Here is a 13,875-nt window from a genome sequence, read left to right as displayed (position 1 = left end):
CCTACAGAGTAGGACGCGCAGACCCATAGATCAAATCGATTCTGCGTATCCTCTGATAGCTCATCCCTATCGATTTGACCCTCTCGCAACTCCGCTACGCCGTCGCCATCGACACCCACCGCCACTTCGGCCGGGCCGCCGAGGCGTGCTACGTCTCGCAGCCCACGCTCAGCGCCGGGCTCAAGCGACTGGAGGAAGAACTCGGGATCGTGCTCTTCGACCGGAGCCGGCAGCCCGTGGTGCCGACCGAGGCGGGCGCCGAGGCGCTCGTGCGCGCCCGGGCCGTGTTGCGCGAGGCCGAAGGGCTGGCCGCGCTTACGGATGAGCAGAGCAACGAGCCCGCAGGCGAACTCCGCATAGGCGTGATCCCGACCGTCGCGGCGTGCCTCCTCCCGCTCGTCACCGGACCGTTTGCGGAGCGCTACCCGCACGTCTCGCTCTCCATCCACGAGCTCACGACCGAGTCCATCCTGGACCACCTGGCGACCGAGCGGATCGACGCGGGGATTGTGGCGACGGACGAGCGGGCGGCGGGGCTCCACACAGAGCCGCTCTACACCGAGCAGTTCGTGGCGTACGTGGGCGCCGAGCATCCTCTGGCGTCGCACGAGGTCGTCGCGTGCGACCGGTTGGCGCCAGAGGAGGTCTGGCTGCTGAGTGAGGGGCACTGCTTCCGCGATCAGGTGCTCCACCTGTGCGGCGCGGCGCCGACCAAGGGCACCGGCCGGAACGTGCGGTTCGAGAGCGGCAACCTCGAAACGCTCCGCCGCATGGTGGACCGCGCCGGCGGCGTGACGCTTTTGCCCGAGCTCTCGACGCTCTACCTCACCGCCGACGAGGCGAGGCGCGTGCGGCCTCTGGCGGAGCCCATTCCCCAGCGCGAGGTGCGACTGGTGACGGGCCGGACGCACCTCCGGCGCACGCTCGTGGCGGCCTACGCAGATGCTGTTCGTGAAGCGGCGGGCGCAGCGCTGGCCCGTTGAGGTGTCTCGCCAGAGGCCTCTGGCGCCAGAGGCGGCATCCCTGTGTCCTCACGTGGAGCTTGTACGGCTGTGATCAGGGCAGGCTCCGCGCCCCGGCGACCTGGGTGGTCCGCACTCGGCGTCACGGGATCGCCGCGCTCCGCTCGCGATGACACCCGTTTGGGGAGGGCGCCGAGTTTCGCCAGAGGCGCTACTCTGCGAACGCGCTGGCGTCCAGGCCGGGGATGATGCGCCGGGCGTTGCCGGCGTAGACCTTCGCGAGCACGTCGGCGGGGAGGTCCAGGCCGTAGAGGCGCCAGTTGGCGTGGCGGCGGCGGTAGTACTCGATGTAGTCGTCGTCGGTCTCGAAGACGCGGAAGTAGACGTGGTACTCCTCTGGCGCGTAGGAGTCCTTGCCCATCAGGACGCGGTCCTGGTAGTCGATCAGGAACTGCCGTGCGGTGCGGGGCTGGCGGCCCAGTTCGGCGAGAACGGCGCCGAGTTCGGTGACCACGTTGGGATGCTCGTCCAGGAGCTCTCCCAGCCGCGCGAGGTCGTTGCCATACCAGCCGAGGTGCGCGTTGATAAACGTCGTTTGGGGGTGGCGCCGGAAGACAGCGTGCTGCTCCCCGATCACGTCCTCGAACGACGGCGGAGCGATCTGGCGCCGGTTGGGCCGCTCGGTCAGCTCGTAGTAGCGCTCGTTGTGCGCATTGTACGGCTCCCAGAACGGCGCGGGGTCGGCGGAGTGGATGAGGACCGGCACGCCCAGTTCGCCCGCGGCCTCCCACACGGGCGCGATGCGCGGATCGTCCACGGCCACGCGCTGCCCGTCGCTATCGGTGACCGAGAGCCCGAGGCTCTTAAAGATCTTCAGGCCTCTGGCGCCAGAGGCTACGTCCTCACGGAACTGCGCCTCGGCGCGCTCGCTCCATCCCGGCGTGCCGATGCTGTCGAAGTCGACGTTGGCGAAGTGGACGATCCGGCCCGGCGCGTGGCGCTCGGTGTTGGCGATGCTCTCGCGCAGGCGCTCGCCGCTGCCGCCGCTGAGGTTGACCATGACGGCCATGTTCATCGCGTCCATCTCGCCGATAAGCTCCGCCATGTCGTCGGCGCTCATCGTCCCGGCGCGCCAGAGGTGCGCGTGGGCGTCCACGAACGGGACGGAGGCGCGCGTGAGTCGCGTCTCGGGCACGACGAGCGTGGAGCGCGGCTCGTACTCCATCACGGTCACGCCCTCGCCAGAGGCCGGGTTTGCCGCTGGCGCGTCTTGGGCGCAGACGGCGACGGGGAAGAGGAGGAGAGCGAGCCAGGGACGAAGCATCGGAGCGGGGCAGAGGGGCCGCCAACGTACGGGCATTCCAGGCCAACCCTCCACGCTACGGCCCTGCAACACGGGCGCGATCCTCGGTGCGCCAGCGGCCTCTGGCGCGGTGTGGGCGGTCAGGTACCCGAGACCGCGGCGCGGTCGGCGCTACCTTGCGCCGCACGGTGCCACGAACCGGGAATCACGCCCGATCCTGGCACGTCCGTACCCGCTCCCCGACGCCCCGCGCCGGCCTTTGTTGTACCCATGTTGTACCAGGCCTCTGGCGTGACCCGCCCCCGATGGCCGCGCCGTCCGTCTCCCTCGTCCACCGCACCTCGAAGACCCGGCCCAACGGGGAGGCACCTGTGTGGATCCGCGTGACGCACGCCCGCCGCTCCCGCTTCTACACCGGCACCGGCGTCGAGGTGAAGCCCGCCGACTGGAACGACGTCAAGAAGAAGGTCCGCGGCGGGCACGCGCTCTCCACGGCGTTCAACGCCACGCTCTCCGACCTCCTCAACAGGGCGCAGACGGCCGCGCTCTCGGCCGACTCCGCCGAGGCCGTGATCGCCGCCATCGACGGGGCGGGCGCGGCCTCGCTCTCGGACTTCTTCGACCGCTACCTCGAACGCCTCGCCCGCGGCGCGCAGGTCTGGGAGGGGAAGAAGTACCGGACGCTGAGGCGGAAGCTCTCCGACGCGCTCGGCTGGCCGCTCACGTGGGGCGCGCTCACGCCGGACCGCCTCGACGCCTTCGCAGCCTACATGCGCACGGAAGAGGGGAACGGGACGAACACCGTTCGCAAGGAGCTGGAGCGGCTCCGGCGCCTCGCCCGCCTTGCGATCCGCGAGGGGGACCTGGAGCCCGGCGGCGACCCGTTCCTCCGCTTCAAGATGCCGAAGTCGGCGCCAGTCTCCCGCCGTCGCCTCTCGCCTGGCGACGTGCAGAGGCTCCTCGCGCTCGGGCCCGCCGACGGCGTCGCAGACGGCACCCGGCTCGCGGCCACGCGCGACCTCTTCGCGCTGCAGTACTACGGCGCCGGCGTCCGCATCTCGGACGCGCTGCGGCTGACTCCCGAGAACGTCGCCGGCGACCGCCTCACCTATACCATGATGAAGACCGAGCACGCGCAGTCGGTCCGGCTCCCGCCCGCCGCGCTCCGCGTCGCGCGTCGGCTTGCCTCTGGCGTGGAGGCCCGCGACGCCAGAGGCCGCGCCCGCTACGGCCGCTACCTCGTCCCGCTGCTGAAGCCCGGCGACGACGCGGACCCCGTAGGCGTCCGCCGCCGCATCGCCTCGGCGTCGACGCAAGTGAACAAGCTCCTCAAGGAGCTCGCGCGCCTAGCCGGCCTCGACCCGACCGGGCTCTCCTCCCACGTCGCGCGCCACAGCTTCGCCGACTTCGCCCGCCAGTCGGGCGACCTCTACGCCGTCTCGAAAGCGCTCGGGCACACCGACCTCAAGACGACGCAGGCCTACCTCTCCTCCTTCGACCGCGACGCGGTGGATTCCCTGACCGACTCCCTCTGGACCGATGAGTAAAGACGCCCCTGCACCGCTGGACCACCTGTCCTCTCGCCTGCGAAAGGAGCTGTTCGCCTTCACAGGGGCGTTCCTCTACAACGAGATCTCCCTCGGTCGCGTACCGCTTGAGCCCATCGCGGCGTTCATCCCTGTGGCAGTCGAGGAGGCGAGGGGCGCGATGGCGGAGGGGCACATTGACGGCTTCACCGCGTGGTGGAAGCAGAGCCACGAGGCCTCGCTCGCGGTGCACCGGGCGCTCTACAACAAATCCGGCGCCTACACGCTCGCAACGCCGAGTGGGGACCGTGAGATGAGAGAAGGATTCGAAGATGTCGGGCTGACGGAGGCCGACATCGCCCCCTCGCCTGAGCGTTGGCATCCGACCGTACGCGAGAACGCAGCGAGGTACGTCGCCGCCTACTTCATTGACCCTGAGAACCCCCTCCCGGCTCGCCACAGGAGGTTCAAGACCGGGGCCGATCTCTCGATCCTCGGCGGGCTACCCAAGCGGCTCCCGGCTCACGAGCTCGCGGCCCGGATCGCGACGCGCCTGACGGCCGAGGGCCAACCGAACCGCTTGGACTACCGGCTGAGGACGCGCCGCGGCAAGGGGCCGCACTACCCCACGGCTCTCGTGGAGGCCGTCGCGGAGGAGATGAGCGTCTCGGTCGCCACAGCGCGCCGGCGGATGGTGGAGGGAGAGTTCGAGCTGCCCCTCGATCTCACCTTCGTGCTCCGGTCACCGCGGAATCCGAAGGGCTGACGCGGTAGGTTCAGAAATGGTCGGGCTTGTTTCGGCCCTGCAGGGCTCTATTTCGGGCCTCTGTCCTCCTCGTCCGGGCCTCCGGCGCGGATCGGAGGAAACGCCAAACGGCGACAGAATGAGGCCGGGATGTTGTGAATGAGGGCGTATAATGGTGAACGAGAGCCACGCCCCTTCGCCATGCAGTTCCCCGATTCCATCGCGCTCATCCCCGCGTCCGTCGCCGAGATCGGCGCTGAGATCGGGAAGTCCACAGCGAGCGACCTCCTCGCTACGCTGCCAGAGATCCTCCGCCGCTCGAGGCTGGGGGAGTTCATGACCGACGCCGAGGTCACGCGCGAGACGGGCCTCTCGAAGCGGCAGCTCCGGCACCTCCGGAGCGAGAGGCGGCTCCCCTATGTCAAGCAGGGGCAGACCATTCGCTACCGGACGTCCGAGGTCTTCGCGTTCATGGACGCCGGGCACGTCCCGGCCCGTCCGCCAACCCCGTAAACATGAGAAGCCCCGCACTGGCCATCAGGCCGGGCGGGGCTTCTCGCTTTCATCAACAGGCACCCTGACCGCCAAGTCAAATCGGGTGCCGTATCCGACGACGCAGATGCAACATACAACACGCCCAGCCCTCACCAAGGTCCCCGAGGGCGGTCCTACGCTCCTCCGCTTCACGCCTACGGGAGCCCTCGCGTTCGCGACGACAGCCGTGGACGACATCCACGCGAGCCCCGCGGACCTCGCGCGCTATCTGGCGCCAGCGGCCTCGCGCGCTCGCCAGAGGCCTCGGCGTCCGGCCCGTCTCTTCACCCGCACGGCACCCGCCGCGCGCGTCCGGGTGGCCGCATGAGAGACGCCTCCACAACCGGAGCCGCGGCGTGCCGCTTGTTCGGACGCCCGCCTCTGGCGACGCGACCGCCAGAGGCTCCTAGCCCGCAACAGGTGCCCGCCATCTCCGCCGTCGCAACGGGCGCGTTCTCGCTCTCGCGGCGCGTCCGCGTCATCGAGGTCGACATCACTGTCGGCCCCATCGTCATCTCCGCCCTCGTCCGAGGTGGGCGCGTGGCCCTGCCGTTCCTTCGTGGGACGGCAGGCGTCCGCTTCGCCGACCCCGCGACGGAGGCCCACGCGCGCCGCGCGGCCATAGAGGCCGCGCGCGCCGACGACTCTCTCGGGTGGGTGGCATGAAAACACCCGAGATCCAAGCCCTCATTGAGGCCAAGACAGGGAAGCCAGGGCGCCGCTCCGGCTCCAACGTGCTGCTGCGGTGCCCGTCTCACGACGACACCAACCCGAGCCTCACGCTGCAGCAAGGCAACGACGGCCGCACGCTCGTCAAGTGCCAGCGCGGATGCGACTTCGGCGCCATCGCGGGCGCGCTCGGCCTGCAGCCCGCCGACTTCTACGACCGCGAAGATGAGGTACCCAAGTGGGACCCGAAGGGCGACGGCCACGAGGTCACGGCCCGGCACGTATACACCGACGCCTCTGGCGCGACGCTTTTCGAGAAGGTGCGCAAGGAGCCGAAGCGAGGGCATCCGGCCCGTGGCCACGCCAAGACGTTCACCGTCCGCCGTCGGGGCGCGGGCTCTCAGCGGTGGCTCTACAACCTCGACGGCACCGAACGTCCACTCTACCGCCTGCCCGAGGTCCTCCAAGCCGTCGCCGACGGCCGCCGCGTGTTCGTGGTCGAGGGCGAGAAGGACGCCGACCGTCTCGCGGACCTCGGCTTCGTCGCGACGTGCAACGACGGCGGGGCAGGGAAGTGGGGCGAGGAGCACACGGCGCCTCTGGCGTCGGCGCACGTGGTCCTGATCCCGGACAACGACGCGACGGGCCGCACGCACGCCCGAACCGTCGCGGCGTCGCTCTCCGGGACCGCGGCCTCGGTCGTCGTCCCGGACCTCTCCGCGCTCGCCACGGGCGCGCCGATGCCCGTCAAGGGAGACGTGTCCGACTGGCTGGCCTCTGGCGGCACGGCGGATGCGCTCAAGGCCCTCGTGCGAGACGCCCCCACGTTTGCGGACTCGCCTCTGGCGCGCGACGAGCCCTCAGAGGAGCCGAAGGAGAAGAAAGGCCGCCCGCCGTCCGCGTCGACGGGCCTGGTGGAGATCGCCCGCGCGCGGCTCGACCTCTGGCACGACGCCGAGGGGAAGCCCTACGCCACGCTGCCCAACCCCGCGGGAGGCCGGGAATCGCTGCCGCTGCGCTCGACCCGCGTGAAGTCCTACCTCCACCGGCTCTACTACGAGGAGGAGGGGCGCACGCCCGGCGGGCAGGCGACCGAGGACGCGCTCGGCGTGCTCACCGGCGTCGCGCTCTACGAGGGGTCCGAGCACCGGACGGCCGTCCGCGTGGCCGAGGCCGAAGACGAGGGCGGCGTGCTGAGGCTCTACCTCGACCTCGGCGACGAGTCCGGCCGCGTGGTCGAGACCCGCCCCGGAGGCTGGTCCATCATCGCGCCAGAGGCCTGCCCCGTCCGCTTCGTACGCCGCAGCGGGGCGCTCCCGTTGCCAGAGCCCGTCTCCGGTGGAGAAGTGAGCGAGTTGGGCGAGTTCGTCAACGCGACGCCGACGGCGTCTGTGCTCCTCACCGCTTGGCTGCTCATCGCGCTCCGCGGCCGAGGCCCGTACCCCATCCTCGGCCTCTCAGGAGAGCAGGGGACGGGCAAGAGCACGGCGGCGCGGATCATCCGCTCCGTCATCGACCCCAACGTCGCCGCGCTCCGCTCGCTCCCGCGCAACGAGCGAGAGGCGTTCATCTCGGCGCAGTCCTCGGCCGTGCTCGTCTACGACAACGTGAGCACGATCTCGCCCGCGCTTTCGGACGTGATGTGCAGGCTCGCCACCGGAGGCGGCTACGCGACGCGTATGCTCCACACCGACGACGAGGAGCAGATCTTCAACACGACGAGCCGCCAGATCCTGACGGCCATCGGCGACGCGGTGAGCCGACCCGACCTCGCCGAGCGGACGCTTGCCGTCACGCTGGAGCGCATCCCCGACGAGAACAGGCGCACCGAGTCGGCGCTGGACTCCGCGTTTCAGGAGGCGCATCCTCGCATCCTCGGCGCGCTCCTCGACGCCGCGGCACTCGGGCTGGAGCGCCTGCCCCACACGCATCCGGATCGTCTGCCACGCCTCGCCGACGCCGCCCGCTGGGTGATCGCGTGCGAAGACGCCGGGGGCCTCCCGTTCGGGCCTGGCACGTTCCTGTCCGCCTTCGACAGCGCGAAAGACGAGCTGGTCGAGGCCGCCCTCGACGCGGACCCTGTGGCCACGCTCATCCGCGCGCTCCGCGACGCCGCCGCGCCAGAGGCCGGGGCGGTCTTCTTCACCGGCACGTCCGGCGAACTGCTGGACCGGCTCACGCTGCTCCACCGCGAGGAGGACGAGAAGCGCCGGATGCCACACGGCTGGCCCCGCACGCCGCGCGCGCTCTCGTCGGCCGTGACCCGCTCCGCGCCTCCGCTCCGCGCCGTCGGCATCGACAGCGAGCGCGCCCGCGGCGGGAAGGACCGCTCGCGCCTCTGGGTGCTGAGGCAGGTCGAGGATGCCCATGCAGAACATGGGCGCACACAACCGTCCGCACCGTCCGCCTCCGTCCCGGACGCTTCCGAAATCGCCTCTGGCGACGGCGCGAGCGTTGATTTCGAGGCGGACGGTATAGGATTCGCCGACCGTCCGCAACCGTCCGCCGACGCTCCCAACCGTCCGCCTCCGACCGTCCGACCGTCCGCCCAACCGTCCGCCAATTATCGCCCCGTACGCGCAGGAAACGGACAAGCGGACGGTGCGGACGGTCGGGACGGTATCCGACGGTCTCCTTCCAAGGGGTCCGCTGTCGCGCCGCTCGCGCCAGGCGACGTCGTCAGCACGCCGCAAGGGAATGGGACCGTCTCCGCTGCGCCAGAGGCCGGGCGCGTCTCGGTCGACGTGGACGGGATGCCGACATCGTTCCCGCTCTCGGATGTCCGACTCTCCACCGATGCCCCCTTCTGAGATGCTGCCACCGAACCCGCCCCGCGTTCTGTACCTGGGCATAGACCCTGGTACCACAACAGGCCTCGCCCTCGCCGACGGTGCCGATGGCCGCCTCGTGTCCGTCGCGTCCGCTGGGCCTCTGGCGACGGTGCGGCACCTCGACGCCCTCGCGCGGGAGCACGCTGCAGGCGCCGTCTTGGTGCGCGGCGTCTGGATCGAGGACTCGCGCCCGCTCCCCATCTACGCGCGCAACCGGAACGCGAACCGAGGCGAGCGAGACCGCATCGCGCGTGCCGTGGGGCACACCGACCTCCTGACGGGCTTCTACGCCGACCTCTGCGCCTCGCACGGCTGGGCGGTCGCGCTCGTCGAGCCGAAGCGCGTGGCCAAGTGGGACGCCGACACGCTCCGCCGCCTGGCTGGGTGGGAGGCGCGCACGAACGAGCACGGCCGCGACGCCGCCCGCCTCGTCTTCGGTCGCACGTCGCCGCCGCCAGAGGCTCGCACGCCAACGCCCTCAAAGGTGTCCGCGGACACGTCCAGCCGCGCGCCATCCACACAGAGAGGGGGGGGATCCCCTCGACAGCCCCGTCAAAGATGCCCGTAGATCGCAACAACACCCATCTCGCCCGCCTCGCGAAGCGACAGCGGCGCACGAAAGGGACCCTTAGCGGGATGCGTGGCCGCCTCTGGCGCGCCGTCGAAGCCGCCGAGGCCGTGCTGATGGACTCCGCCGAGCGCGGCAACATCGACGGCGTGCTCCGAGCCGTCCACGCGCTCACACAGGCCTCCGGCGCGTACGCCCGCCTCATCGAGACCGGTGAGCTGGAGGCCCGTCTCGCCGCTCTGGAGGCGTCGTTAGAGGCCGCCGCCGAGACGCCTGCAACGGGTGCCGCCTCTCGCACCGCCGAGGCCTCTGGCGCCAGAGGCGGCACCGCCAGAGGCTTCACGTCTTCCCCCGCATCCGCCTGACCATGCCGTCCATCCGCTCCCGCCTCGCCCGCGCCGAACGCGCCGCCGCCGAGGTCTCCTCGCCCTCCGACCCTGTGCTCCACTTCTATACCGTGAACGCCGACGGCACCGAAGAGCCCGCCGTCGAGACCCGCCTCGCGATGGACGAGGCCGCGTCCCCGCGTCCTGTCGTCTGGGGCTGTGTCCGCATCTCGCCGCCGCTCACCGAGCGCCTCGCTGACCGCCGCGACCGCGAGCGCTGTGAGGCTGCATCCCCCTCTACCGATGCCTAGTACATCCACCCGACTCTCCCGCATCGAGGACGCCGCGCGCGACCGGCACCGATCCGCGTGGATGCTCTTCTTCGCCGACGCAACGCGCGCGACGGGCGACCCCGCCGCCGACGTCTGCGCCGACGAATTGGACGCTCAGGAGGCCATGACGGACACCGCGCGCGACGCCCGGACGGCCGCGATAGAGCAGGCGCTCCACGCCTATCGCGACGAGTGCCGGGTCTCTGGCGCCGACCCGTGGCCAGAGGCCGCCGATGCTGCGCTCTCTGCCTGGTCCGAGGCACTCGACGCGCTCCACCCGGAAGGGTACCAGCCCGAAGATCTCAGCGCGTGGCCCCACCTCGCGCCAGAGCCTCCAGAGCTACCGGCCGACGTGCCGCGGCTCCGGCGCGACTTCGCGCGAGCGCCAGAGGGGAGCCTTCTCCAGATCGCGCTCGCCCACGTGCTCCTCGCCGTGGGCTACGTCGAGGGCGCCCGCCTGGCGCGCGAGCGCCGCACCCCCCTCGCATGATGGCCGCCGACTCACCCCACGACGAGACCCGCGCCGCAACCGCGCCAGAGGCCGCCAAGCGTCCCGGCTTCCGCGAGCGCCGCCGTCTCCGCAAATGGGCACGCCGTCTCGCCGACCCCTCCGGACCGTTCGCGCTCGCGCCAGAAGCGCCGTCGCTCGGCCGCATCCGCCGTCTCGCCCACGCGCTCGGCTCCTACGGCTACGCCGAGGGCACCGTCCGCTGGCACCCGTTCGCGACCGACCCGCTCGCGATGGCGAGGCCAGAAAGCGGCCCCTCTGGCGACAGCCCCTCGGTCCTCGACTGCGCCACCCGCGACGAGCTCGCCCGCGCGCTCCCGGTCTGCTACGCAGGCGCCGACGGCGTGCTCTCAGCACTCGCGGAGTGCCCGGCCGAGACGGCGCGGGCGTGGGCCTCTGGCGCCGTCGAGGCGTGGCTCGCCCTCGCCGCCGCCGACGCGCAGGCCGCCTCTGGCGAGGCCGGGGACCTCATGTACCGCACGCTCACGCCCGCCTCGACCGGATCCGCACCGGGCCTCGACCTCGCGCTCGGCGGCCTCGACGCCCCGGCCTACCTCGACCTCATGCGCGCGCCGCTCATCGACGCGCTCGCGTGGCTCTACACCGGCGGCGTCGCGGCATCGGTCCGCGAGCGCCGCACCGCCAAACCCAGCACCCCCTACCCATGAAGAACCGCGTGGTCGTCATGCTCGACCTCGACGCCAGAGGCGTCCTCAAAGGCACCCAGGCCGCCCGAACAGGCGTGCTCTCCGTCGGGTCTGCCGCCGACACCTCACAGAAACGGATGGGCGGGCTGAAGAAGGCGCTCGTCGGACTCGCCGCGGGCTACGTCAGCGTGCAGGGCGCCGTAAACGCCCTCCGCGCGGGCTTTCGACTCCTCTCTGAGTCCGTCAAGCTCGCCGGCATCCAGCAGATCGCGGACCGCCGCCTGGAGCAGTCGCTGAAGAACCTCGAACCCGCCGCGCTGGAGGCCGCCGGAGGCCTGGAGGCCGCGCGGCGGTCGCTCTCCGACCTCGCGGCCGAGACGCAGGACAACAGCAACTTCGGCGACGAGCTCATCACCTCGGCGCAGTCCGTGCTCCTCTCGTTCAAGGAGGCCGCCGGACCCGAGGGCGCCGGGCTCCTCACGCAAGGGCTCGTGGACCTCGCGGCGTTCGCCGAGAAGGCGGGCAAGCCCATCGGCGACCTCAACCAGGTCGCCATGCTGATGGGCCGCGCGCTCGTCTCCGGCGCCGGCGCGCTCACCGAGGTCGGCGTCTCGCTGACCGAGACGCAGAAGGCGGCGTTTAACAGCGCCGAGGGGCTGGACAAGGTCCGCCTCTTGAGCGAGATCATCGCCGCCAACGCGGGCGGCCTCGCCGAGGCCACGGTCGACGAGTTCCGCCAGATGGAGAACGCCGTCGGCGACCTCAAGGAGGCGCTCGGCGACGGGCTCCGCGGCGTGCTCGGACGGCTCGCGAGCAAGCTCACCGCCATCGCGCGGGACGAGGGCTTCGTGCAGATGGTGCGGCGGACCGGCACGGCCATCGCCGACGCGGCGAAGCAGGCGTGGGTCTACGTCGACCAACTCCTGCAGGTGGCCAAGACCGCGCTCAGCCTCGGGCGCACGCTTGACCGCGTCGGAGGGGGCGAGGGGAGCTCGCTCGGCGTCTTCCGCATGGCGCTGGAGGCCGCGCTCTGGAGCCTGCTGAGCCTGGAGCGGTGGGCGCTCCGCGCGCAGTGGGCCATCGAGGGCCTGAGCAAGTCGTGGAACAAGTGGACCGGCGACAAGGCGGGGTTCAAGGAGGCACACGTCTCGCTGACGCGGATCAACGAGCGGCTCGACGAGCTCGGCGACATCCTCGGGCGCGGGCTCGTGCCGGAGCTGAACCTCCCGGAGGTGACGGGGCTGGACGAGGCCGAGGGCGAGATCGGCGAGCTCGAGGACTCGCTGAACGACCTCGGGGAGTCGGCAGACGCCGCGGGCGACTCGCTCGGGGACGCTGGGGGGAAGGCCTCTGGCGCCATGCGCGAGGCGTCGGACGCCGCGGCGGACTACGAGGAGAAGCTCGACGGCATCCTCGTCACGGCATCACGCCTCGCCGCCTCGCTCGACGCGCTGAAAGCGAAGCTGGGCCCGCTGGCGGCCGAGAAGGTCGGCGCCGCCGCCGACAAGCTCCGGCTCGACGCCGCGAAGGCATACGTCGAGGCCAAACGCGAGGCAAACGCGCTCGACCTCGTCAACCTCGGCGTGATCGAGGGGATCACTCTGGAGACCGAGCTGCTCGGCAGCGAGGCGGAGCGGAGGGCCGCCGCGGCCCGGAACCGGGTCCTGGTGGAGACCGACCTCGCCGAGCGGATCGCCCGTCAGCGCGTCGAGACCGAGCGGATGGCGGACGCCTCCGAGAGGATCCTCGACCTCGCGATGCGCCGCCAGAGGCGGCTCTCAGAAGGCGACCCCACCGGCGCACGGGACGCCCTCCGGAACGGAGAGGAGAACGGCGCGCTCGCCAGCGGCTTCGAGGCCGTCCGCGGCGCCGGCGTGGGCGGCGTGCGCCAGCTTCCCATCGAGGTCGACACGCGCGATGCCGACGCCTCCCTGCAGCGCGTGATCCTCGCCATCCAGAGCGACCTTGTCGCGTCGGTGGACCAGGCGGAGGCCGCGCTGCAGCGGCTCGGGGAGGCCTACGGGGCCGCGACCTCCGACGAGGAGCGCCGGAGGCTCGCGGGCCTCGCCGACGACGTCCGCGCGCTGGGAGACGAGTTCGACGCCGCCGCGGTAGCAGGTCACGACTGGGGGGCCTCGCTCGCGGCCGACATCCAGCTCGTCTCAGACCAGGCCCAGCAGGCCGTCGCGGTCGTCTCGGAGGTGACGGGGTTGCTGGCGCAGCACGCGGCGAACAAGGCACGCGAGGCCGACGCCGAAGCGAGGGAGAGCGCGCAGGCGGTCGGCGAGGCGAGGCGGGAGGCCGAGCGGGTGGGCACCGACGCGACGGAGGAGTCGATCCAGGCGTCGAGGAACGCCGTGAAGGAGGCCGAAGAGCGCGCTGCGGGCGACGCCGCGCGGGCCGAAAGGGCGTTCGAGGTCCAGAAGGCCGCCGCGCTGCGGACGGCGAAGATCGACACCGCCCTCGCGATCCTGAACGCGCTAGCGACCACGAAGCCCCTCGTCCCAGCCGGGCTCATCGCGGCGGGGCTCGCGGGCGCCGCGGGCGCGGTCCAGATCGCCGCCATCGGCGGGCAGTCCTACTCCGCGCCGAAGATCCCAAGCGCGTCCGAGGCCTCTGGCGCCAGCGGCTCCGAGGCCTCCGGCACCGCCGGGCTCTACGTCGCGGGTCAAGGCGCCCCGCCAGTAGGTCCCAACCCGAACGGGTACGCCGGCCGGGGCATCCAGCCGGGGGGCACGACGGTCAACGTCGCCGCGCCGAACGTGGCCTCTCCCGAGATCACCGTCGAGGTCAACGGCCACGGGTTGGACCGGCTGATCTCCGAGATCCGCGTCCGCGAGGACCAGCAGGCGCGGACGCGCGGCTCGGGCGCCGCCGGGCGGATGGGTTCCGGTGGCCGCCCCACGTCCTCCGCAGGACTGTGA

Annotated in this window: 14 protein-coding genes; 13 read left to right on the top strand and 1 reads right to left on the bottom strand. The window is 71.6% G+C overall.

Translation table 11 applies throughout. From position 1 onward, the window contains the following. The first annotated feature begins 74 nt into the window (after positions 1-74). Positions 75-983 carry a LysR substrate-binding domain-containing protein gene (locus tag BSZ36_RS14130; RefSeq protein ID WP_094550065.1) on the top strand — a complete coding sequence of 303 codons (909 nt, stop codon included), beginning with the start codon at positions 75-77 and terminating at the stop codon, positions 981-983. Between the two features lie 190 nt (positions 984-1,173). Here BSZ36_RS14130 and BSZ36_RS14125 read toward each other — a convergent pair whose 3' ends face one another. After that, complete coding sequence (locus BSZ36_RS14125) at positions 1,174-2,286, bottom strand: amidohydrolase family protein (RefSeq protein WP_094550063.1); 1,113 nt, start codon at positions 2,284-2,286, stop codon at positions 1,174-1,176. Positions 2,287-2,570: 284 nt separating this feature from the next. Here BSZ36_RS14125 and BSZ36_RS14120 point away from each other — a divergent pair, with 284 nt between their 5' ends. The 12 genes from BSZ36_RS14120 to BSZ36_RS14070 all read left to right on the top strand — a co-directional run bounded on the left by BSZ36_RS14120 (position 2,571) and on the right by BSZ36_RS14070 (position 13,875). Continuing rightward, positions 2,571-3,812 (top strand): tyrosine-type recombinase/integrase, encoded by a 1,242-nt coding sequence (locus BSZ36_RS14120; protein ID WP_094550061.1) that lies wholly within the window; start codon positions 2,571-2,573, stop codon positions 3,810-3,812. Continuing rightward, entirely contained in the window at positions 3,805-4,557 is a 753-nt protein-coding gene (locus BSZ36_RS14115; RefSeq protein WP_094550059.1) for a hypothetical protein, read from the top strand. Before BSZ36_RS14120 ends, BSZ36_RS14115 begins: the two co-directional genes overlap by 8 nt. A gap of 180 nt (positions 4,558-4,737) precedes the next feature. Beyond that, a complete protein-coding gene (locus BSZ36_RS14110; RefSeq protein ID WP_179271204.1) occupies positions 4,738-5,049 on the top strand; it encodes a helix-turn-helix domain-containing protein in 312 nt (103 codons plus the stop codon). A 106-nt stretch (positions 5,050-5,155) separates the two neighbouring features. Continuing rightward, positions 5,156-5,398 carry a hypothetical protein gene (locus BSZ36_RS19035; protein ID WP_143536909.1) on the top strand — a complete coding sequence of 81 codons (243 nt, stop codon included), beginning with the start codon at positions 5,156-5,158 and terminating at the stop codon, positions 5,396-5,398. Next, complete coding sequence (locus tag BSZ36_RS14105; RefSeq protein WP_143536908.1) at positions 5,395-5,736, top strand: hypothetical protein; 342 nt, start codon at positions 5,395-5,397, stop codon at positions 5,734-5,736. The genes BSZ36_RS19035 and BSZ36_RS14105 overlap by 4 nt, the downstream gene beginning before the upstream one ends. Next, the gene (locus BSZ36_RS14100) at positions 5,733-8,549 is read left to right on the top strand and encodes a hypothetical protein (protein WP_094550053.1); all 2,817 of its coding nucleotides are present in this window, start codon (positions 5,733-5,735) and stop codon (positions 8,547-8,549) included. Before BSZ36_RS14105 ends, BSZ36_RS14100 begins: the two co-directional genes overlap by 4 nt. After that, positions 8,518-9,138, top strand: coding sequence for a hypothetical protein (locus BSZ36_RS14095; protein ID WP_143536907.1), 621 nt, complete (start codon positions 8,518-8,520; stop codon positions 9,136-9,138). Before BSZ36_RS14100 ends, BSZ36_RS14095 begins: the two co-directional genes overlap by 32 nt. Before the next feature lie 68 nt (positions 9,139-9,206). Further along, on the top strand, positions 9,207-9,503 hold the full coding sequence (locus tag BSZ36_RS14090) for a hypothetical protein (protein ID WP_094550049.1): 297 nt from the start codon (positions 9,207-9,209) through the stop codon (positions 9,501-9,503). A gap of 2 nt (positions 9,504-9,505) precedes the next feature. Next, positions 9,506-9,775: a hypothetical protein gene (locus tag BSZ36_RS14085; RefSeq protein ID WP_094550047.1), complete on the top strand. Its 270-nt coding sequence runs from the start codon at positions 9,506-9,508 to the stop codon at positions 9,773-9,775. Then, entirely contained in the window at positions 9,768-10,286 is a 519-nt protein-coding gene (locus tag BSZ36_RS14080) for a hypothetical protein (RefSeq protein WP_094550045.1), read from the top strand. The genes BSZ36_RS14085 and BSZ36_RS14080 overlap by 8 nt, the downstream gene beginning before the upstream one ends. Then, positions 10,283-10,972 carry a hypothetical protein gene (locus BSZ36_RS14075; RefSeq protein ID WP_094550043.1) on the top strand — a complete coding sequence of 230 codons (690 nt, stop codon included), beginning with the start codon at positions 10,283-10,285 and terminating at the stop codon, positions 10,970-10,972. Before BSZ36_RS14080 ends, BSZ36_RS14075 begins: the two co-directional genes overlap by 4 nt. Then, a complete protein-coding gene (locus BSZ36_RS14070) occupies positions 10,969-13,875 on the top strand; it encodes a coiled-coil domain-containing protein (RefSeq protein WP_094550042.1) in 2,907 nt (968 codons plus the stop codon). Before BSZ36_RS14075 ends, BSZ36_RS14070 begins: the two co-directional genes overlap by 4 nt.

It is taken from the genome of Rubricoccus marinus (assembly GCF_002257665.1).
GTDB classification, from domain to species: Bacteria; Bacteroidota; Rhodothermia; order Rhodothermales; family Rubricoccaceae; genus Rubricoccus; species Rubricoccus marinus.
This window is presented reverse-complemented; position numbering and strand designations above follow the sequence as displayed.